This is a genomic window from Microvirga puerhi, assembly GCF_020089865.1.
Classification (GTDB): domain Bacteria; phylum Pseudomonadota; class Alphaproteobacteria; order Rhizobiales; family Beijerinckiaceae; genus Microvirga; species Microvirga puerhi.
In genome coordinates, this window is record NZ_JAIRBM010000025.1 from 27,082 (window position 1) to 47,619 (window position 20,538).

General features: G+C 54.0%; 12 protein-coding genes and 1 pseudogene. 6 read left to right on the plus strand and 7 right to left on the minus strand.

From position 1 onward, the window contains the following. Positions 1-165 precede the first annotated feature (165 nt). The 5 genes from K9B37_RS22250 to K9B37_RS22270 form a co-directional block, all read right to left on the minus strand. Positions 166-1,008: a carbohydrate ABC transporter permease gene (locus tag K9B37_RS22250; RefSeq protein ID WP_224315765.1), complete on the minus strand. Its 843-nt coding sequence runs from the start codon at positions 1,006-1,008 to the stop codon at positions 166-168. Continuing rightward, positions 998-1,870 (minus strand): carbohydrate ABC transporter permease, encoded by an 873-nt coding sequence (locus K9B37_RS22255; protein WP_369414403.1) that lies wholly within the window; start codon positions 1,868-1,870, stop codon positions 998-1,000. Before K9B37_RS22255 ends, K9B37_RS22250 begins: the two co-directional genes overlap by 11 nt. Positions 1,871-1,953: 83 nt before the next feature. Beyond that, the gene (locus K9B37_RS22260; protein WP_224315766.1) at positions 1,954-3,207 is read right to left on the minus strand and encodes an ABC transporter substrate-binding protein; all 1,254 of its coding nucleotides are present in this window, start codon (positions 3,205-3,207) and stop codon (positions 1,954-1,956) included. 51 nt (positions 3,208-3,258) lie between these two features. Next, positions 3,259-4,869 (minus strand): FAD-dependent oxidoreductase, encoded by a 1,611-nt coding sequence (locus K9B37_RS22265; RefSeq protein WP_224315738.1) that lies wholly within the window; start codon positions 4,867-4,869, stop codon positions 3,259-3,261. After that, on the minus strand, positions 4,866-5,936 hold the full coding sequence (locus tag K9B37_RS22270) for a LacI family DNA-binding transcriptional regulator (RefSeq protein ID WP_369414400.1): 1,071 nt from the start codon (positions 5,934-5,936) through the stop codon (positions 4,866-4,868). Before K9B37_RS22270 ends, K9B37_RS22265 begins: the two co-directional genes overlap by 4 nt. A 695-nt stretch (positions 5,937-6,631) precedes the next feature. Between K9B37_RS22270 and K9B37_RS22275 the strand changes: the two genes are divergently transcribed. The 5 genes from K9B37_RS22275 to pepT all read left to right on the plus strand — a co-directional run bounded on the left by K9B37_RS22275 (position 6,632) and on the right by pepT (position 15,351). Then, positions 6,632-8,077, plus strand: coding sequence for a putative bifunctional diguanylate cyclase/phosphodiesterase (locus tag K9B37_RS22275; RefSeq protein ID WP_224315740.1), 1,446 nt, complete (start codon positions 6,632-6,634; stop codon positions 8,075-8,077). Between the two features lie 994 nt (positions 8,078-9,071). After that, on the plus strand, positions 9,072-9,929 hold the full coding sequence (locus K9B37_RS22280) for a pseudouridine synthase (protein WP_224315741.1): 858 nt from the start codon (positions 9,072-9,074) through the stop codon (positions 9,927-9,929). 1,058 nt (positions 9,930-10,987) lie between these two features. After that, the gene (locus tag K9B37_RS22285; protein WP_224315742.1) at positions 10,988-12,244 is read left to right on the plus strand and encodes an HlyD family secretion protein; all 1,257 of its coding nucleotides are present in this window, start codon (positions 10,988-10,990) and stop codon (positions 12,242-12,244) included. Further along, a complete protein-coding gene (locus K9B37_RS22290; RefSeq protein ID WP_439651779.1) occupies positions 12,241-13,860 on the plus strand; it encodes a DHA2 family efflux MFS transporter permease subunit in 1,620 nt (539 codons plus the stop codon). The genes K9B37_RS22285 and K9B37_RS22290 overlap by 4 nt, the downstream gene beginning before the upstream one ends. Positions 13,861-14,115: 255 nt before the next feature. Then, positions 14,116-15,351 carry a peptidase T gene (gene pepT, locus K9B37_RS22295; protein ID WP_224315743.1) on the plus strand — a complete coding sequence of 412 codons (1,236 nt, stop codon included), beginning with the start codon at positions 14,116-14,118 and terminating at the stop codon, positions 15,349-15,351. Between the two features lie 24 nt (positions 15,352-15,375). Here pepT and K9B37_RS25075 read toward each other — a convergent pair. Next, positions 15,376-17,273 (minus strand): annotated as a pseudogene (locus tag K9B37_RS25075) (ABC transporter ATP-binding protein). Between the two features lie 225 nt (positions 17,274-17,498). Continuing rightward, entirely contained in the window at positions 17,499-18,440 is a 942-nt protein-coding gene (locus K9B37_RS22310; protein ID WP_224315746.1) for a LysR substrate-binding domain-containing protein, read from the minus strand. A gap of 125 nt (positions 18,441-18,565) precedes the next feature. Between K9B37_RS22310 and K9B37_RS22315 the strand changes: the two genes are divergently transcribed. Continuing rightward, positions 18,566-20,491 (plus strand): ABC transporter substrate-binding protein, encoded by a 1,926-nt coding sequence (locus tag K9B37_RS22315; RefSeq protein WP_224315747.1) that lies wholly within the window; start codon positions 18,566-18,568, stop codon positions 20,489-20,491. Positions 20,492-20,538 lie beyond the last annotated feature (47 nt).

Genomic DNA, 20,538 nt, shown 5'->3' on the forward strand with positions numbered 1-20,538 from the left:
AAGAAGCCCCGTTAGCATGACCGTGTAACGCGCCTGCCATATTTGATGTGAGCCGAGTGTCGTTGCATATTGCGCAAATGGGCTCCCTCCAGCCACTGCTGACCCCAGGTTACTTAAACACTCTCAGCCTTTGTCAGTGCCCAGGTGAGAACATATCCGTCCCGCTCAGCCTTTGAGGCCCGTGTGCGCTAATCCCTCGATGAAGTGACGCTGAGCGATAACGAAAACCAGTAGGACTGGAAAAGCTGTCAGTGTGGCCGCTGCGAGCTGGATATTCCACATCGGGCCGCCATAGGCATCGACGAACTGCGTCAACGCTTGCGGCAAGGTGAACTTCTCTGGCGAGGAAAGGAATACGATCGGCTCCAGATAAAGATTCCAGCTATGCAGAAATGTAAAGATCGCAACGGCAGCCAGTGCTGGGCGAGCCAAAGGCAAGGCGATCATCCAGAAAATTCCAATTCGCCCTAACCCGTCGATCCGCGCTGCCTCCTCTAGTTCCGCCGGAAGGCTGATAAAGAATTGCCGCATCACAAAGGTCGCAAAGACACTGGGAGCACCGAAGACAGGAATAAGAATTAACGGCCAATGAGTGTTGATGAGGCCAAATTTCAGAAAGAACTGGAACAGCGGTACGATCGTAACTTCAGCTGGTATCAACAGCCCCAGCAGAACGACCATGAAAAGCAGATTCTGTCCCGGAAATCGGATTCGAGCGAAGGCGTATCCCGCAAATGACGAGACTGCCATGGTGCCTAACGTCACGACCGCTGCGATATAGGCACTGTTGAAGTACTGCGTCGCAAACGGCTGGAGGGAAAAGACCTTACTGTAGGTTGTCAGGTCAGCGTCTCGTGGAAAGAGCACAGGTGGAAATGCAAAAATCTGCGAAGCAGGCTTGAGCGAAGAGGTAACCATCCACCACGTCGGAAACACGAAGGGAACGGAAAGCACGCATAGGAGACCGTAAACCGCGACTTTCGTTCGAGCAGATAAGCTATGCTTCATAAAATACCCACTTTTTGCGAAGCTGCCACTGTGCAAACGTGAGGATTGCCACGATGACGAACAACAGAATGGAAAGTGTCGATCCATAGCCGAAAAGATGGAACTGAAAGGCCTGTTGATAAAGATAATAGACCAGAACCGTTGTCGAAGTCCCAGGCCCGCCCTGTGTCAGAACAGCGATCTGTGCGAAAACCTGAAGTGAGCCCACGATAGTAATGATAGCGGTCAGTAGGACCGTAGGGCTGATCAGCGGAAGGGTAATGCGGAGGAATTGCTGCCAGCGACTAGCCCCATCCATCAGCGCGGCCTCGTAGAGTTCGCCCGGCACATTCTGCAATGCGGCAAGAAACAAAACCATATTCAGCCCGACATTCTTGAAGACCTGAACGATGATCACGGAGACCATTGCAGACGTCTCGTTTCGTAGCCAGTTGGGCCCTTCGACTCCGATCACAGCGAGAAGGCCGTTGATGCCACCGTCTTTCTGTAGGAGGAAGCCCCAGACAATAGTCCAGGCCACAAGTGAAACGACGACGGGCGAGAAGAAGAGAGTTCGAAACAGGATAATGCCGTGCAGCTTCTGATTCAGAAGGATCGCAAGTAGCAGAGCGAGCGACATATTGAAGGCAACGAGACCAATGGAAAAAATCCCTGTGACTCTCAGAATCTCGGGCAAGACCGGATCTGCAAAGAGTTGTCGGTAATTATCTAGTCCCGTGTAGTCGAAATTCCCAGCCAGCACGTTCCATTCGTGAAGGCTATACCAAAAGACCAGCACGAGCGGCACCACGACAAAGATCGTGATGCCAGCAAGCTGCGGCAGAATGAAAAGATATCCGATCAGTGCATCCTGGTGTGCCATCGTCCAGAGGCGCTTCTTACCTACTCCTTCCGTTTCGGCCGGGCTGATGGTCGCCACTTTCGTTCGCACGAGCATTCTCTCTCCTATCGGGCGAGCAACGGGGCGATGCGTCCGCAAATAGCGGTTAGTCCGGCCTTGATATCGGCATCTGGCTTCCAGATCTGGTCGAGACCAGCGCGGACCAATTGCTGGATTTGAGCAAAGCCGGTGTGACTCGGTTTGACTTCACCCGTTGCGATCCCTTTGATGACGACGCGTTCGATTTGCTCGGGCTTCAAGAGCGGATTCGTCTTGGCGAGTACATCGGTTTTAAGCAGCTTCTGCCGTGCTGGTGGAAAGAACTGGGCGAGTTTCTCGGAATTCTCGGGGTTTGTCATGAATGCGAGGAACCGAGCCGCTTCCTCAGGATGCTTGCCGTTCTTGAATACGCCTATCCCGGCTTGGCCTATCACCGCATAGGAGCCTGATGGGCCCGCTGGCAAAGGAAGCAGATCCCAAGAGAAGCCATCTTTTGGGAGCAAGGATGCTCGACTGATCTGCGTGATCGTCATTGCGGCGTCGCCAGCAAAGAAGTCAGCGGCTGTTCCGGGCTCTGGCATCGCTTTGTCATTGAATACAGCTTTATGAATGAACGACATCGCCTGCGCCATCTCGGGCTTATCGAAGCCGCAGGTCTTGCCGTCTTCGCTCCAAGGGCGTGCATTCCAGCCACCCCATATTGTCGCCAAGTTATCCCAACCTTTGTAGTCGAAGTCACGGACTACAAGACCCGCTTTCCCGGTCTTTGCGTTCACGATCCTGGCGGCTTCTATCAGCTTGTCCCATGTCCAACTGCCTGAAGACAGCATCTCTCCTGCACTCTTCTGCCCACTCTTCTGAATCAGGTCATTGTTGACGAAGACACCGAACGGCGATGTCGAGAATGGATAGGCGAATACCTCTCCCTTGCGCTGCCAGAGAGCGAGCGCACTTGGTGCGATGTCGCCGACATCGTAGTTTGGTGTCGACTTGAGGATCTCCGTCAGGGGCAGCAAGGCTCCGGAATTAACGAAATCGGGCGCTGAGTTTTCGAAGATCCAGGCCAGATCTGGAGCGTTTCCTCCGGCAATCTGTGTCGTCAGGGTCGTTGTGTAATTCTCGAAGGGCAACGTGTCGAACGCGACTGTCACTGTGGGATGCGCTTTCGTATAGGCCTCGGCAATCCCATTAAACAAATCAAGATGCGCCTTGTTACCGGTCCATACCGTTACGCGCAAAGATATGCTTTCCTGCGCCGTAGCTCGTTCCAGGCCTATCGGAACACCTAATACGCCAAGCAACGACAAAGTTGCGAGCATCATCTGACTGCGGCTGGTCTTCGTCACGGCACTCCCTCCTTGATTTATGTTTTAGTATCCCTTGATCTCGGGCCAGCGGAGCTCGATTCCCTGGCGCTCAAGCAAGCTCTGAAACTCGGCGAGATGAGCTTTTGCTTCATGCACGCCGTGCGGCGTCAGACCCCGCTCGATGCAATGTGCCGACAGCAGCCCGGCCACCTCTCCAATGTTCCATTCAACCGGATGGAGCCTGTAGCATCCATTCGTAATGTGGGTAGTTCCAATGTTCTTACCCGCGGGCAAAAGATTCCTCATCCGCTGCGGAAGAAGCGCTCCCAGGGGGATTTCGAATGGGCAAGAACCGACGTCGATGTAATTGTCCCCGCCGGTGGAAGGATGCAAATCAATCCGGTACATGCCCACGCCGACCGAGTCGTCATAGTTCATTGCTCCTCGGTTACCGCGAAGGGCTAGGGACAGGTCCTGTTCGACGATGGTGTAGGCTGCCTTGATCCGTCGACTCTCACGAATATATGGCGCCTGGGCAAGGCCATGCTCGGTCCCTGTCACATCGCCTCGTAGTCGGAGGCCTCTGAAGCCCGCTCCTCCATCAGTTCGTGGAGCTTCCGTCTGGAGCCAATAGAACACACACCGGGATAGTTCGTGCGCCGCCTTTAGATGCTCGCGAGCCTTCTCCTCGGGAACCTCGAAAACAGGGCCTTCGAAATAGTCGATCATCGGCCAGTTCACGAGGCAGATATCACTTGCGTAGAAACCTTCAGTGAAATTCCGGCGCGCCGCAATCCGACGAAAGGTCCAGAGATTGGCGTCGCCTGGGTTCCGACGCTGATCTGCATCGACGAGCAGCGGATCGTCATCGGGGTTCGGCGTAAAGCTACGCTCGACGATCTCGAGCGTGCGCGGATGTGGGGACTTCCACCCCAGGAGAGGACCGCCCCAGAAGGCGGGCTGATAGCGACGCCAGAACTCGTAGTTGGCTGGCTTGTCGACCGTATGGTCGCCATCGACATGATCGACCGCAAAGCAGATCGAAACAGCCTGCATGTTGAGGGGTTGCGCTTCGTCCGGAGCGCTCGGCTCCCCTGTTGTCGCTTGCGACTCGAAGCCGGTTACGTACTCCGTTCCCGTGAGAGGCAGCAATTCGCCGGTTTCGGTGGCATCGATCACGTAAGTTGCCGAAATAACCCATTCTTCTCCGCTATCGCGATGGGCGAGACGGATTGCGGTGACCCTGTCCCTATCGACCTCCGCCCCGATGGGCCTATACGGCTGAAGAACCTTGAGCCGTCCGCTGCCCCGGTATGGCAAAAGCATATTTTCGAGAACGCTTAGCGCCACTCTCGGCTCATGGCAAAGGCGGCTGACCCAGCCCGCCCCTGGATTCAAATCCCTCCAGCGTCGAGAATGCTCTGTCAGTGGGAAATGCTGGCGGTAATAGTCACGGATGCCTTCGCGCAACGCCCTATAGCTCGCGGTTACCCCGAATTGTTCGACCCACGAATGTTCGTCGGGAGGCACGGCTTGGCTTGTCAGCTGCCCACCAATCCAATCGAACTCCTCCGTCATGATGACTGAGCGCCCTGCCCTAAGCGCGGCCAACGCAGCAGCGACCCCACCCAATCCACCACCAACGATTAGAATTTCAGCATGGGCTTCTTTCACAGTAACCTCTTCGTCTCAGTCAGAAAGCCAAGCGTCTCGCCTCGCACCAGTTCACAAGGAAGAAGTCGCTGCCGCTCATGCAGATGCCCCTCAAGAGAAGCCGCTAGCATCTCAACTGCAAGGCGCCCCATTTCCTCTCGCGGGATATTGAAGCGCGTAAAGTTCACTTGTGTCGGTATCGATCCCGTCGGATTGCCAAGCGCTACGATGGAAAGATCGCCCGGCAGATATAGCCCCATCTCGCGTGCTGCCTCTTCGCCCTGTACAGCATCTGACAGGTCTTCGTAAAAGATCGCAGTCACACCCGCTTTCCTTAGGTCCAACAGGGCCTCGTTCACAGGCCGAGGATCGGCGGTGTCGATAACAAGCGCTTTCTCGCCCGACCGCGTCGCTTCATGGAATCCACGCCAGCGGTCCGACGATGCCTCGATGCCCGGCTTGCGTCCGACATAGCCGAACGCGCGGTGACCGAACTTCAACGCCTGCCCGACAAGAGCTGCCGTTGCCGTTGCATAATCGGCTCCGACGTAAGGCACGGGTCCGCCCGCGTCGTCTCGTCGTCCAATAGCGACAAAATGGTAATCGCCAGAAACCAGCTGAGCGAGTTCCGCTCGATCGAGTTCACGACCTAACACAATACAGCCGTCGGCGAGGCGCAACCGATTATTACTGCTGAAAATACGCCTTTCATCTCCGCCCTTTGCAGCGGAAGTAAAGAGAAGCACGTCGTAGCCAAATTGCTGAGCGCCCTGCTCAATCCCAAGAAGAAATGGTAGGAAGAAATCAGCCTGCGCGCTCGGAAAAACCGGCTCATAAGAGAAGACGCCTATGATCTGGTTGCGCTTCTGCACCAACCGGCGCGCAATCGGATCCGCAACATAACCAGTCTCACGAATGACACGAGCGACCCGCTCCCGCGTCTCTATCGGAATCCGATCTATAGCGTTGGCTTGGCCGTTCAGGACAAGCGACACCGTTGCTTGGCTCACTCCGGCCAAGCGCGCGACATCGCGTTGCGTTACCCGTACCTTCAAGAGCCGACCCGCTTTGCTAATACGTATTTCCAACCAACTTCAACGCGAAACTCAACGGTGGCAATTATTCTTTAGACTTAGTTACCGACGCACAAGATGACGGACGATCTCCGGATGCGCCTCGTCCCAGCCGGATAACTTTGACATCCAAGCCAAACCTAGCAGGAGATGCTCGCACAGGTCCTCGGCATGCGGTCTTTGCGGGCCACTACCCGTGCCGTGGCATTAGCCCAAATTGGGACCCGGAGTACTAAGGCTCGACATGCCGACGTATAGGTCTTGTGCCCAGAAAGAGGCGCTCTGCGATCCGACTTGTGGGGACACTACGCAAGATCTTTGATTGGTTGTCCTTTTGGCGGCCGCGAGCATTAAAGAACTGGCCTGTCTACAACAATCGAAACGGTTAACCTTCTTGCTTCAATAAATATTAATCTCGAGGCAACACGGTCCATTAGATCTGAGTGGAAAGCAAAGCTTCAAGTTTGAAGATCATTGCTTCTGCAACGACGGGCCTTATCGCTATAAGCTCGGCCGGATAACGGGATCTGATATTTAGGGCGGAAGGTTGCCTCATGAGTCGCAAACTGCTGCCTCGCGATAATATCTTAGACATTTATAATTCGTCTGGCCAAAATACACTGCAGCTCTTGAGTAACCCTGCATCGCCCTCAGATCGGGAGCGGGACCCCAAGTCGACGCCGCGGCAACCCAGCCCGCGCGATCGATCCATGTCAGCGGCAACCTCGACAGTAGCAGTGAAGGATAAGGCAGAACAGGTACTGGACATTGAAAGAGCCGCGGTTTCGCTCAAGGAAAACCGTCGTAAAGGCCACGACTTCGGACGACAGGATATTCTAACCGGTCTGTATAGCCGCAACGATTTCCAGGATCAATGTGGCGAAATCCTTGTAAGGGCTCGCACCGCCGGACAACGCCTAGCGCTTATTTTGATGGGGCTGGATCGGTTCAAAGATCTCAACAATGCATTTGGCTACAGAGCGGGTGACGAAGCGCTCGCCAACATTGCAAAAAGTCTAAGCGCCCTTCTGACAGAGAATGATCGGATCGGCAGGTTTGGAAGCGATGAATTTGCACTCCTGTTGGCCGGTCCAAGCAATACCGGCGACGTAATGTCTGCAGTCACCGGGCTGCTCGGAGCCGCAACGTCCGCTATGCGTCGATACGTGCCTGGGCTGAGATCCGGAGCAAGCGCCGGTGTTGCTCTCTTTCCGGAACACGGAGCAGAAGTCCACGAACTCATTCAGAGCGCAGACATTGCTCTCGATCGCGCGAAAGTGGAGGCAAAGGGCCAGGCTCAGGTCTATGAACCCCACATGCGAGCTGCGGCGCTAAATCGCCTGGGAAAGCTCACAGCATTTCAGAAAGCTATCGAGAATGGTGAAATCAAGCCGTTCTACCAACCCCAGGTGCGACTATCCGATCGCCGCTCTTACGGATTCGAGGCGTTAGCACGGTGGGTAACGGCAGAGGGGCACATCATTCACCCGGGTGACTTCAAGATCGTCCTTGATGATCCGGATGCTGTCATCTTGCTAGGAGAACGGATGCTACAGTCCGTCAGCCATGACTTGCGTCATTGGCACAGCATCGGCATTCCAAACTGCAAGGTCTCTGTAAACGCGGCTGCATCAGAACTCAGATGTGAAGACTACGCAGAGAAGGTTGCCGATCTCTTTGCCTCCAATAAAGTTCCTCTATCACAACTCACCATTGAGATTACGGAATCCGTTCTGCTAGACGATACGACATCAAAAATTGCTCGGACCTTGTCCGATCTTCGAAAGCTCGGCGCATGCATATCGCTTGACGACTTTGGAACGGGGTTCGCCTCCCTTACTCATCTCAAGAGTTATGCAGTCGATCAAATTAAAATCGACCGATCCTTCGTGATTCATCTCATGTCCAATTCAAATGATCGCGCAATCGTTCGCGCCACGTTGACCTTGGCACGCGGTCTTGGAATACGGACCGTCGCCGAGGGCGTAGAGGACATTGCGCAACTTAAGAGTCTCCAGGCACTTGGTTGTGACTATGGGCAGGGCTTCTTCTTTAGTCCAGCATTGCCCGCTGATCAGGCTGGAGCATACTTTCAGGCGCACCGAGCATATAAGAAGGCACAACTGCACCAGTTCGTAGTGCCTCCCGCATTCTAAGAATGCAGTTCTTTGTGCCTTTTATCAAGCATGAAGAATTTGTAACGAAAAATAGCTCGCGATTCCAGGTGGAGAGGCTAATAGGTTCATCTCCTTCGCCACCGCAGTTTAGGTCTGAGTAGATCGCACATAAGTCACGATAATCCCCCACTCTGTAATCCATGTTGTGATGTACAACTATAGGATCGGTGCTGCGGATGATTTGACAAGTAGTCCAGGATGTACCAGCATTGGATTATCATGCCGGATTTCATACAAGATCGCCGTGGCCTGCATCGAGCAGGCAATCTCATCGCGGGTGGGTAGCCCCGAGCTTAATGTGCAACTGCGCAACGAGTTCGGGGCGCTGAAGATATCTAAGCTTTAGATATCTTAAATGCCGGATGCTGGCGCATCGAATGGCGCCGCGTGCTTCAAGGTTCCTTCAAAATTTGGTCCCCGCGAGGGAAGGCTTGTTTGCGCACGCGACAGGCTAGCTAACTCCATTCATCGAGTAGAGGCGTGTCCGCAACTCAGATGCATCGCAACTGAACTGCGGACAAATTCGTTCTGATCAATGCTCATTTCCATGTTAACACAGCGCAAAAGTCACACCATGAAACAATCGCAGAATAGATTGCTATCCGAATCTTCATCATCAGACGAGCAGGTCTTTCACCTCACGCCGCGAGCGAGTTTTTCTCCAGAGGAAGATTCAATATCAGAGACAGACGATGATGATTTCGGTCCGATAGCTGCATGACTTGTGTTGGCCGCCGACAGGACATGAAGAACAAGATCGGCAGCGATGCCGCGCTTTGCGGCACATTGATAACTCTGAATCACGAGGCGCTATCAGTGCCCCTGACCCATGAAGCCGCCGTCGCAGTGTGTGGCCAGCATAGCGCGGATCCCTTAGGCGAGCACCCGTCGACGCTCTCATTATGCGGAGCCACACCAAAGGCATTCGCCCACCGGCATCACTTCACCAATCTAAGGCAAGAGCATTCTTTCTATGAAACGGACGCCTACAACACGGAAATCGACAGGACTGCAACGTCTATCCCACTCAGCTGTGAGTCTTTCGCGCGCCCTCTCGAAGCTTGGATTCTGCTTCCGCACGCAGGCTGAACTCTTGATCGCAGAGGGGCGCGTGTGTGTTAACGGTGCGATGACTCGCAATTCGGACATCCGCATCGATCTCGAAAATTCTTGCATCGCTGTTGACGATCGACCTATCGCAGCGGAGCGCAAAATCTACATGATGCTCAACAAGCCACGCGGCTTGGTCACAACTCGCAACGATCCGCAGGAGCGGAAAACCGTCTACGATTGCCTAGAGGGGCTCGATCTGCCTTTCATCGTTCCGGTAGGTCGCCTCGACAAAGCAAGCGAAGGCTTACTGCTGCTAACCAACGATACGCGCTGGGCTCAGCGCGTACTAGACCCGGCGTCGAATATCGAGAAGGTATACCATGTCCAGATTGACTGCTCGCTTGATGAATACCTCCTGAAGCAAGTTGAGGCAGGCATTGTGCTCGATGGCGAATACCTATTCGCAAAATCAGCTCGAACTCTCCGCTTCGGCAAACGAAACGCATGGCTTGAAGTTGTTCTGACCGAGGGAAAGAATCGCCAGATCAGACGGCTATTTAACGCTATGGGTGCGGAGGTGCTTCGTCTTGTAAGGATCGAGGTCGGCGGATTACAGCTGGGCGATCTGCCCCGCGGCATGGTCCGGAATCTCAAGCCCATAGAGAAGGCGATGCTGGACGTTCAGGTACATGCCCTTCCTGGCCGCTCAAATCGCCGCGCAATGGCTTCGTCAAAGACCCCTCATATCGGATCGGGATATCATCGAGCGCGTGCTTGAGCTTGATTTGACGTACGGCGGCCGGCTCATTGCCGATGATAAGCGACACCGGATGCCTAGCTGTGAAGCCTGAACCACGCGCGTACCCAATGGATCTTATCCAATATCATCGGGTTGCAATCGTCGCTATGGGTCACTTGCACAAATCCTACGCGACGATCAATGACAGCTGTCGGTTCACGTCCGGTCCGTCACCAAGCTTTATGATCGGGCTAACAAATTAACGCCGCATACCCGGCGAGCGCCTTTTGGGTGCGGTAACGTATACGCTCACCGGTGGCGAGGTTAAGGTTACGCTATCAAAAGTTCCGAGCCCTCACCACTTTGGATCGATGACGTTATGCATGAGGTGTACCATCCCATCAGATGGCTTAGATAGACACGGTCTCGTCTAGAGATTTTCGAACTCAAGTACCTATCTATACTTTTTTATCTCACGTAATGTGTGTGGGCCCTCGACTCTGTCCAGTCGCCGCCAGTTCGGCCCAAGTGTGAATCTTCCTCGCTTAGAGAAGTGCATCCTCTGCGATGATCATGTAGAGTCACCACCATTCCTCCCTTGTCGCGTCCGATACCGAAGTAAAAGACAAAGTAGCTCTAAGTACAACTCACTGTATTGCGCAAGGAAGTTGCCTCTGATGAATGGGATCGAACCTCAAATAGAGTCGTCATAATTTTTGCATAAACCCTTCCGACGCAGCGCCTTTGAAGCCCGATCAAAGACAACGTCGCGGAAAGGTCGACTGGACTGTATGCTTGCCCGCGGGGCTTCAACTTTCCTCTACAAGTAACTGAGATTGCTTAGCACGCGAAGAGGGAAACCTGGCCCCATTTGCCACGCTTACGGAACAGGATTGCTGCCGGATCTGTTTTACCCACGTATAAATGCCTTTTCCTCGTTCCAGATCGACTCGACGACTAAGGCAGAGATACAACGGCGCAGGAATACGCGCTTATCCTTCCTGCGGAAACGAAGGCGGATGCTTGTCGTCGATCGGCCATGGTAGGATATAAGTCACGGTCGCAAAAATGTGAGGCAACGAGCTCTGGAGATGGGCATGCTCGATGACTCACCACAACAGGTTGGGAATCCTCACCAAGACAAGTTCGCAAAGCGAGCGAACTCGTCGAAAGGCGAGCCAGTTCTGCGAGATCGGGAGGCCAAGGACGGGTCGCTCAACGACGACGTAAGAACCGATACAACTGATGAAAATCGAGCTTCCTCTGGAAAGAGTCGAACCAAACGACTACTGGATATCCTCAAGCATAATCCCGTTGCTGTAACATTCGGTTTGATAGTTGCCGTTCTAGCAACCCTTGGAGGCTATCTCTACTGGGATTACGCACGCCATTTTGAATCAACTGATGATGCTTTTGTCGACTCGCGCCAGTTCTCGATCGCGCCAAAGGTTTCGGGCTATCTAAGGGCTGTGGCCGTGACCGACAATCAGCACATCAGCGGTGGAGACCTTATCGCTCGGATCGATAATCGGGATTATCGTATCGCTCTGGAGCAGGCAGACGCCCAGGTCACGGCTGCCGAAGCCAATGTCCAGAATATCGATGCTCAGATAACGGCCCAGCAGGCACAGATCAGCGAGGCCCAAGCGCAGATCGTACAGGCGCAAGCTGCGCTGACCTTCGCTGAACAGGAAGCCGCTCGTTATGAGGATCTAGCCCGTCGCGGTGCTGGGTCCATTCAACAGGCACAGCAATCCTCCTCAAATCTTAGGCAACAGGGAGCTAATCTCGAGCGCACGCAAGCAGCGACGACAGCTGCACAACGACAAATCGACCCCCTGAAGGCACAGCGGCGTAGTGCGGAGGCAAGCCTCGCTCAGGCCGAAGCTCAGCGCGACCAAGCTCAACTCAATCTCTCTTATACGACCGTCACAGCCGCCCAAGCTGGCCATATCGTTCGTCTGACCGCAGCTGTCGGACAGCTCGCCCAGGCAGGCACGAGTTTGGCGATGTTCGTGCCGGATGAGATCTGGGTCACCGCGAACTTCAAAGAGACGCAGCTTGCATTCATGCGCCCCGGTCAGCCCGTAACCATGACGATCGATGCCTATCCGGCGCGTACCATCCACGGCCGCGTCGACAGTATCCAACCCGGATCAGGGACTGCCTTCTCGTTACTCCCGGTAGAGAACGCGACGGGCAATTATGTAAAAATAGTCCAGCGGGTTCCAGTAAAGCTGACAATGGACGGCCTTCCCCGCGACGTATCAATCGGTCCTGGAATGTCGGCTGTTCCGACGGTCCGGGTTCTACCCCAGCCCTCGCTGTTCGAACGACTGACGAGGTGGATGTGAACGCGAATCCGGCATCTGCTCATGGCGTTCCAACCTCGGCGGCCAGCGGCTCGGTTGGTGGACAGGGTTCCTGGCTGGTCGCGATTGTAGTCGCCGTCGCGACCTTCATGGAAGTTCTGGATACCACGATTGCCAACGTCGCACTACGTTACATCGCCGGAAGTCTTGCGATCAGCATTGACGAGGCGTCATGGGTAGTGACGACTTATCTTGTCGCGAACGCCGTCGCGCTGACCGCCAGCAGCTTTCTGGCGAAACTGCTGGGACGGAAAACCTTCTTTCTCGCATGTCTTGTGCTCTTCACTGCAAGCTCGATTCTTTGCGGACTCGCTTGGAGTATCCAATCGCTACTTTTCTTCCGCATTCTTCAGGGCCTTGGTGGAGGCGGCATGGTGCCTGTGTCTCAGTCGATTTTAGCAGACTCCTTCCCGCCGCAGAAGCGAGGTCAGGCCTTTGCCCTGTTCGGCATTGCTGTTGTTGTCGCACCTGTCGTCGGCCCCACACTTGGTGGCTACATTTCCGATAATTACTCCTGGCATTGGTGCTTCTTGATCAACGGGCCCGTCGGACTCGTATCGATGGCGCTCGTTTTCATGCTTATCCGAGAACCGCGGGCCGCGACAGAGGAGCGCCGCAAGCTGCGCGAACAGGGCTTTCGATTCGATACGATTGGTTTTCTCCTAGTCGCTACCTTTCTTGGAGCGCTTGAGGTCATTCTTGATCGAGGTCAGCAGGATGATTGGTTCGCATCGAACTTCGTGATCTCTTTCGCCATAGCAAGCGGGCTCGCATTTGCACTCATGATCCCTTGGGAAATTCGCCATCGCAATCCTGTTGTCGATATCCGCATGGTATTTACGCGTCAGTTCGGCTCCTGCTTCGTGGTTATGCTGGCGACGGGCGCAATTCTGATTGCCACCACTCAGGTCCTGCCACAACTGCTGCAGGAGAATTTTGGCTATACTGCCATGTGGGCCGGTCTCGTACTATCGCCGGGTGGCTTGATTACGATGATAATGATGATTGTCGTAGGACGACTCTCTGGCCAAGTCCAACCAAAGTACTTGATCGCGATTGGAGCATTCGTCATCGCCCTCGCAATGTATAATCTGACTAATCTCTATGGCGCACTCGACTTCTGGTTCTTTGCGCGCTCGCGCATGTATATAGGGATAGGTTTGCCTCTCATTTTCATTCCTATTACGACGGCGTCCTATGAGGGCATTCCGACCGACAAAACGGACCAGGCGTCCGCCTTAATCAATGTTGCACGCAACGCCGGTGGCTCGATAGGCGTATCTCTGGCGCAGAATGTACTGGCCCATCGAGAGCAGTTCCATCAAAGTCGGCTCGTTGAGCACATCATACCTTCAAATGCTCAATACCAAGAGACTCTACAGCAAGTTATTAATTACTTCATCGCTCACGGCAGCTCTCCTGAGACCGCTCGAGGCCAAGCCTTGGCATGGATCGGCCAGCAAGTGCAGGTTCAAGCCTCCATGCTCGCCTACGTCGACGTGTTCTGGACTTTAATGGTGATTTCGTCGGCTACAGTAGTCCTTGCGATGATTCTCCGGAAAGTCAAACTTGGAGACGCCGTCGCTGTTGCACACTGATGTGATCGAGCAATCTAGCTCGCCCAATAGCGATATTGTCGTGGCTAAATTCGGAAAATATCCTCAGAATGCCCGTGCGACTATGCACCTCGTTCTGACGCCAGCCGGCAAACAGTGCGGGAACAAGGATAGTCAACAAAGGCGCCTAAATACGATTTCATGAAGTGTTGTAAGGGCTCTTCCGTGACCCATTCACGAAATCAATTTCCCCAGCTACAAGTTTACTAGCCTCCCTTTTTAATTTGGATGCCACCTATGACCACTACTGTTACCGACCGCTTCCTTCGCTATGTTGTCATCGACACCCAGTCGAACGCAGCATCTTCTACCCAGCCTTCGACCGAGAAACAGAAAAATCTAGGGCGTCTATTGGTTGAAGAACTACTCGCAATTGGAGTTTCCGATGCGCACCTCGACGAGTATGGTTATGTCTACGGAACTATTCCGTCAAATACATCTAAGAGCAACGTCCCTGTCATTTGCTTCTGTTCTCATATGGATACGGCGCCAGATTTCTCTGGCACCAGTGTCAGGCCGCAGATCGTCAGCAAGTACCGGGGCGGCGACATCCAACTGCCGGGCGGCTCTCGTCAAGTCATTCGCGTTTCCGAGCATCCCGTATTGGGCGACCTAATTGGTAACGACATCATCACTTCCGATGGCACGACGCTATTGGGTGCGGACGACAAAGCCGGCATTGCCGAAATCATGTCTGCCGCCGAGGTCTTGATTAACAACCCCGATATCAAACATGGCACGATCCGTATTCTCTTCACTACTGACGAAGAAATCGGCCGGGGTGTCGACAAGGTCGACCTCAAGAAGCTTGGTGCCGACGTCGGTTACACAATGGATGGCGAAACCGCCGGAACCGTCGAGGATGAAACCTTCTCTGCTGATGCGGCGGAGATCACTATCGAAGGCGTGGCGATTCATCCGGGCTTTGCCTACGGCAAGATGGAAAATGCCATCAAAATCGCCAGTTCCATCGTTGACCGTCTGCCGAAGGATATGGCGCCTGAGACGACGAAGGGTCGACAAGGCTTTATCCATCCAATTGCTATTTCCGGCATAATGGAAAAGGCGAGCATCAGCTTCATCATCCGCGACTTCACGGAGGAAGGTCTCGGGAGCCAAGAGACACTGCTTCAGAACATTACTAAGGAGGTCATCGCAAGATATCCCGGTTCCAACTACACCTTCACGGTCAGGGAGCAGTATCGCAATATGAAGGTCGTGCTCGACCGGCACCCGGAGATTGTCGATTATGCCTGCGAGGCGATCCGTCGCGCCGGCATGACGCCTGTGCGTGGCAGCATTCGCGGTGGAACGGATGGCTCACGCCTCTCCTTTATGGGGCTGCCCTGCGCCAATATCTTTGCCGGTGGCCACGCCTTCCACTCTCCGCTGGAGTTTATCAGCAGTCAGGATATGGAAAAAGCAGTAAGAACGATTGTCGAACTCGCTAAGCTCTGGGAGGAACGTGCATAAGCGCTCCTTATATTTCTTATCAGCTCATGCGGGGCTCGCTTCACGCACGAAATGCGTCGAAGTTACTTCTCGCATGGGATGATGAATAGGGACAAAATTCAGGGGCCGAACGGCACTTGGAATTTCGTCAACTATCGGTTTACGACCTATAGGCCGGCGCGATGGATCGGCGACCGGCACGGTAGCGAGAAGTTTTCGTGTATAGGAATGCTGCGGATTCGAAAAAACCGACCGTCGATCTCCGATTTCCACGATCTCACCCAAGTACATTACCGCTACTCGATGAGCGATCCGTTCCACAACAGCCATATCATGGCTGATGAACAGGAGTGCGATCCTCATCTCTTGCTGAAGATCCATTAGAAGATTTATGACTTGTGCCTGGATCGTCACATCAAGCGAGGCGACTGCCTCATCTGCAATAATTAGCCGCGGCTTCAGAGCCAATGAGCGGGCGATGCAGATCCGTTGACGTTGCCCGCCGGAGAAGGCGTGAGGGTAACGCTCGAGATGCTCAGGTGCAAGTTCCACCTTGGCCAGCAACTCGGCGGCTCGAGACCGAAGTACTCTGGACGAGCCCAAGCGATGAACCCGCATTGGGTCTATCAGGGCTTGAGCAATGGTCATACGCGGATTTAGGGATGAAAATGGATCTTGGAAAACCATCTGAGCTTCACGGCGGAAGCTCGCCATAGCTTTACGAGACGCGCCTATCATTTCTACGCCATCGAAGCGTACTGAGCCAGATTGCGGCTTGTCCAGCTGCATGATGCTGCGCGCGACTGTAGACTTTCCGCACCCGGACTCACCCACAAGCGCCAAGGTTTCACCGGGAAAGATATCAAAGGAGACCTTTTCTACGGCATGCACGCGACCGGTCGGTCGGCCCAAGACACCAGCCCTAAGATCAAACCGTGTCACAAGATCGCGGACCTCGACAAGCGGTTTGGTACTTGCATCAGTAGGAGTGGGTATCATCCTATCTCCTTAACCGGCGAGCGCGCCGGCTCATAGACTACAAGGGGAAATTTTTCGGGAGCGTCCCTATCAGCCATACTTCCGAGACGGGGCACTGCAGAGATCAGCGCCCTCGTGTAGGCATGCTTAGGATTCGAGAAGATTTCATGAACTGAATTCGTCTCGACGATCTCGCCTTTCAGCATGACGCAGACCCGATCGGCAATTTCAGCGACGACGCCCATATCGTGAGTGATAAACAGTACGGACATGCCGATCTCAGTTTGCAATGCACGCACAAGGTCCAATATCTGAGCCTGGATTGTCACGTCGAGCGCCGTCGTTGGCTCGTCGAGAATCATCAGCGACGGGCGGCATGCGAGAGCAATGGCGATCATGACCCGTTGGCGCATTCCTCCCGATAACTGGTGAGGATATTGATCCAAGCGCCGGATCGCATCCGGGACCCGAACGAGCTTCAGCACATTTAGAGCAATCGCGCGCGCTTCGCTTTTGGTCTTATTTTGGTGATGAGTAACTGCCTCAGCAATCTGATCACCGACCGTAAAGACGGGGTTCAAGCTCGACATTGGATCCTGAAAGACAATCGATATTTCGGATCCCCGGAGTTTCTCGACGTGCTTTTCTGGGAGCTTAACTAAGTCGATCACTTGGCCGTTCTTCAGTCGCATCATAATTCGCCCGGCCGTAATTCGCGCACCGTCGTGCTCCGTAAGTCGCATAACCGTCATTGCGGTAACGGATTTTCCGGAACCCGACTCGCCTACGAGAGCGAGAGTTTCTCCTCGGGCTATATTGAAGGATACTCCACGAACTGCTCTTAGAGGCTTTTGAGCCTGATTTGCGAAACTGACCTCAAGGTCTTCGACAGCCAGGATCACATCATCAGGCAGCACTGAGTCTCTCCTTCGATCGCAGGCACAAGCCTGCACATGGTTACCCATGGCGGAACTTACATCGAACGCAATCAGGCAAGATGCTGTCAATAGCCTCTGTGAGAGCTCGGGCTGTATATATGCTCAAGTAAAAGCCAGCTAAATGATCAAACAGCGATCAATTGATGAATGATTGCACAGAAACGGCAGATATTCCCTTCAGGAAACTACATTATGCATTTTTTGCATCCATGCTTCACTTTTCACATATTCACAGCGATTGGATGCGGATAATCAGCGAGGAATGGAAAGATCTCTCCCAGGCCGCCTTTCCGCATTATGGAGAAGATGCTTCCAAAGCTGTTCTCCAGCCCGGCTCAGAGGTCCCGCGCGCCGAAAGATACGAATTTCCATAGCGAGGGACATTTGCTGCCCCCCGATTTGCACGAGTTCGCCGTCTAGAATGCCCTTGCGAGCGCAGCTCTGAGGCAGCCAGGCGACCCCGTGGCCTGCCATCACCATATGTTTCAGACTTTCTGCCAGCGACGACTGATAGACGGTGCTCAGATTCAAAGGCTGTCGCCAACGCGAACGGATTAACGATATGATTTTGCCTAAATAGCCGTCATTCCAGGAGTACGCGAGGAACGGGATCTCCTCACCATCGGACCGATCAATATCGTAGAGCGGCTTACCCGGACTATCCACCTTCGAGACAAGGATCAGCCGATCGGTACCGAGCAGCAATGACTCGAACGGGCCAGTTTTCAATACTGGAGGGCCGTCTGGGTGATCATAGGTGATGGCAAAGTCGCACCTATTTGAGGAAAGATGCTCGATGCACTCCATGAAGTCGGCGGCGTGCATGCTGCTACGCGTAGCTAAACTCGCCATCTGCGGCGAACTCATCCATGTCGGAAAGAAATAGATCGATAGGGTATGGAGCGCAGCAAATGTTACAAGCTGAGAGCTGGCACCCGCTGCGTTGCGACAATCCGTGCGCAGTCGGTACATCTCACGCACCTGCTCCTGGCACCGTGGGAGGAAGACGTTTCCTGCATCCGTCAGATGAACCGGGTAAGTGCTCCGGTCTATGAGGTCGGCACCGATCCAGGCTTCCAAGGACTTGATGCGCCGACTGAAGGCAGGTTGGGAAATACTGCGCGCTAGTGCGGCGGTGGAAAAGTTACGGGTTGCGACAAGCTCCAGAAAGTCTTCGAACCAAGCGAGTTCCATAGACTGCCCCATGCATTTTTTGCATGGGCAATCCTATCTGCACATTGGACAGCGACACAAGTGTGCCCGTAGCCTCATCTCCAAAATGAGAAGATTGCACGACTCCAGCCAGCAGGGGATATTTGATGAAGCGAACTTTGACTATCGTCGCAAGCCTAATACTTGGCGCCGCCGCTTCCTCGGCAATCGCCGAAACCAAGAATCCAGGGACATTCGTCTTCCTTTGGGCAGACGATGTCCAGTCTTTCGACCCTGCTTATATCGCGAACACCCCCAGCTCTTACGGGGTACTAAACGTATATAGCAGGCTGCTAAACTATAAAGGATCTGAGATTTCGGATTTCGTTCCGGCCATCTCAACTGAAGTGCCATCCTTAGAAAATGGCCTTATCAAGCAAGGGCCGGACGGCTCAGTCAGCTATACCTTTCCAATTCGCAAAGGCGTGCATACGCACAAGGTCGGCTTGAAAGGTGCCGGCGGTAAGATTTCCTGGGAATACTATGACGGCCTGTCTGATGCGCAAAAATCGTCCATAGAGCCGGGATACGGTGAAATCACACCAGACGATGTGCGTTATACCTTCCTTCGAGCCATCCTGATGGGACAATCATGGATGTCCAACGCCATCACGGAAGTCGTAACCGCCGGAAAGTACACAGATATCGCCAAGTGGGTAGAAGCCGAGGGCGGCGGCGCGAAAATCAAGGAAGCCAAGCCAGAAATTCTTCGGAAGGTTTATGATCAGCTTGCTTCACAGATTACCGTCGAGGGTGACAAAGTAACCTTAAAGCTCCCGAAATCCTTCCCTGCCACTCTTGGCGTGATTGCATTGCCGTTCGGCGCTTCGATCGTTGACAGGGAATGGGTTGCATCCGTTGGCGGCTGGGACGGCTCCGGCGATACTTGGATCAATTACTATCGTCCAGAACTGAGCGCAGATCCGCTATTCGCACAAGAAAATGGCAGCGGACCGTTCATGCTGGAAGACTGGAATCGAACCGAGCGACGCATCACACTGAAGCGATTCAATAGCTACTTCATGGGCCCAGCATCCCTGGAACGCGTTGTGATGCGCACCGTTCCTGAATGGACCACGCGTCGACTTCAATTACTCTCGGGAGATGCAGACTTCGTCACAACCCCGGTGGAATTCCTTGACGAGCTGAGCAAGACCGACGGGATCAAGGTCGTTGACGGACTTCCTAAGGTCTTCGGGCGCGGCCTGTTCTTCGCCTGGCCCATCGACGATGTCGATAACCCTGCCATCGGAAGCGGAAAGCTCGATGGCGCGGGTATTCCACCCGATTTCTTCGCAGATATCGACGTTCGAAAGGGCTTCAATTACGCCCAGAATTACGATGTTCTGCTGAAGCAGGTTCTGCTCGGCAAGACCGTGCAGTCGCGTGGCCCAACGGTGCGCGGGATCATGGGCTACCGACCGGACTCGCCGATCTATTCATACAATCCGGCGAAGGCAGCTGAACACTTCAAGAAAGCCTTCGGTGGAAAGCTATGGGAAACCGGCTTTACTCTTACGGCCTATGTACAAGAAGGCACGCCACAGGGCACCGCCGCACTGTCCGCTTTGCAGCAAGGCCTGCAGCGTATTAACCCGAAGTTCAAACTGAAGATCCAATCGTTGCCGTGGGCCTCGATTTCAGACAAATTGAACAACCGGGCAAAGCCGGCATCTCCTCTGACGTATATGGGCTGGGGACCTGACTATTCCGATCCAGGTGGACCGCTAGGTGCTGCGTCCTACTATTTATCTCCGACAGGACTTGTCGGGGGAATGGTCGGACAAGGCTACCGCGACTTGATGGAGGAGAAATTCAAGCCGCTGCTTGACGAGGCTTGGGCCTCTAACGATCCAGCTGTACGCGAGCCAATCTATGCCAAGCTCCAGGAGATGTCGTACGAGTATGCCACAACACAGTTTCTCTGGGAGGACTTCGGCTACATCGTGACCCGCAGCAACATCGACGGTTACGTGAACAACATGATCCTGTACGGAGCTTGGGATTTCTACACGATCAAGAAGGCGAACTGATCTTGGTATGTAGCCGGGCAGCTAGCCTGCCCGGCCGTCCTGCTCTC

Excerpts from the sequence above, each read along its gene's own strand:
- K9B37_RS22280 (WP_224315741.1), top strand. The coding sequence starts at position 9,072 with ATGAAACGGACGCCTACAACACGGAAATCGACAGGACTGCAACGTCTA.
- K9B37_RS22310 (WP_224315746.1), bottom strand. The coding sequence starts at position 18,440 with ATGGAACTCGCTTGGTTCGAAGACTTTCTGGAGCTTGTCGCAACCCGT.
- K9B37_RS22285 (WP_224315742.1), top strand. The coding sequence starts at position 10,988 with ATGCTCGATGACTCACCACAACAGGTTGGGAATCCTCACCAAGACAAG.
- K9B37_RS22315 (WP_224315747.1), top strand. The coding sequence starts at position 18,566 with ATGAAGCGAACTTTGACTATCGTCGCAAGCCTAATACTTGGCGCCGCC.
- K9B37_RS22255 (WP_369414403.1), bottom strand. The coding sequence starts at position 1,870 with ATGGCACACCAGGATGCACTGATCGGATATCTTTTCATTCTGCCGCAG.
- K9B37_RS22250 (WP_224315765.1), bottom strand. The coding sequence starts at position 1,008 with ATGAAGCATAGCTTATCTGCTCGAACGAAAGTCGCGGTTTACGGTCTC.
- pepT (WP_224315743.1), top strand. The coding sequence starts at position 14,116 with ATGACCACTACTGTTACCGACCGCTTCCTTCGCTATGTTGTCATCGAC.
- K9B37_RS22275 (WP_224315740.1), top strand. The coding sequence starts at position 6,632 with ATGTCAGCGGCAACCTCGACAGTAGCAGTGAAGGATAAGGCAGAACAG.
- K9B37_RS22260 (WP_224315766.1), bottom strand. The coding sequence starts at position 3,207 with ATGCTCGCAACTTTGTCGTTGCTTGGCGTATTAGGTGTTCCGATAGGC.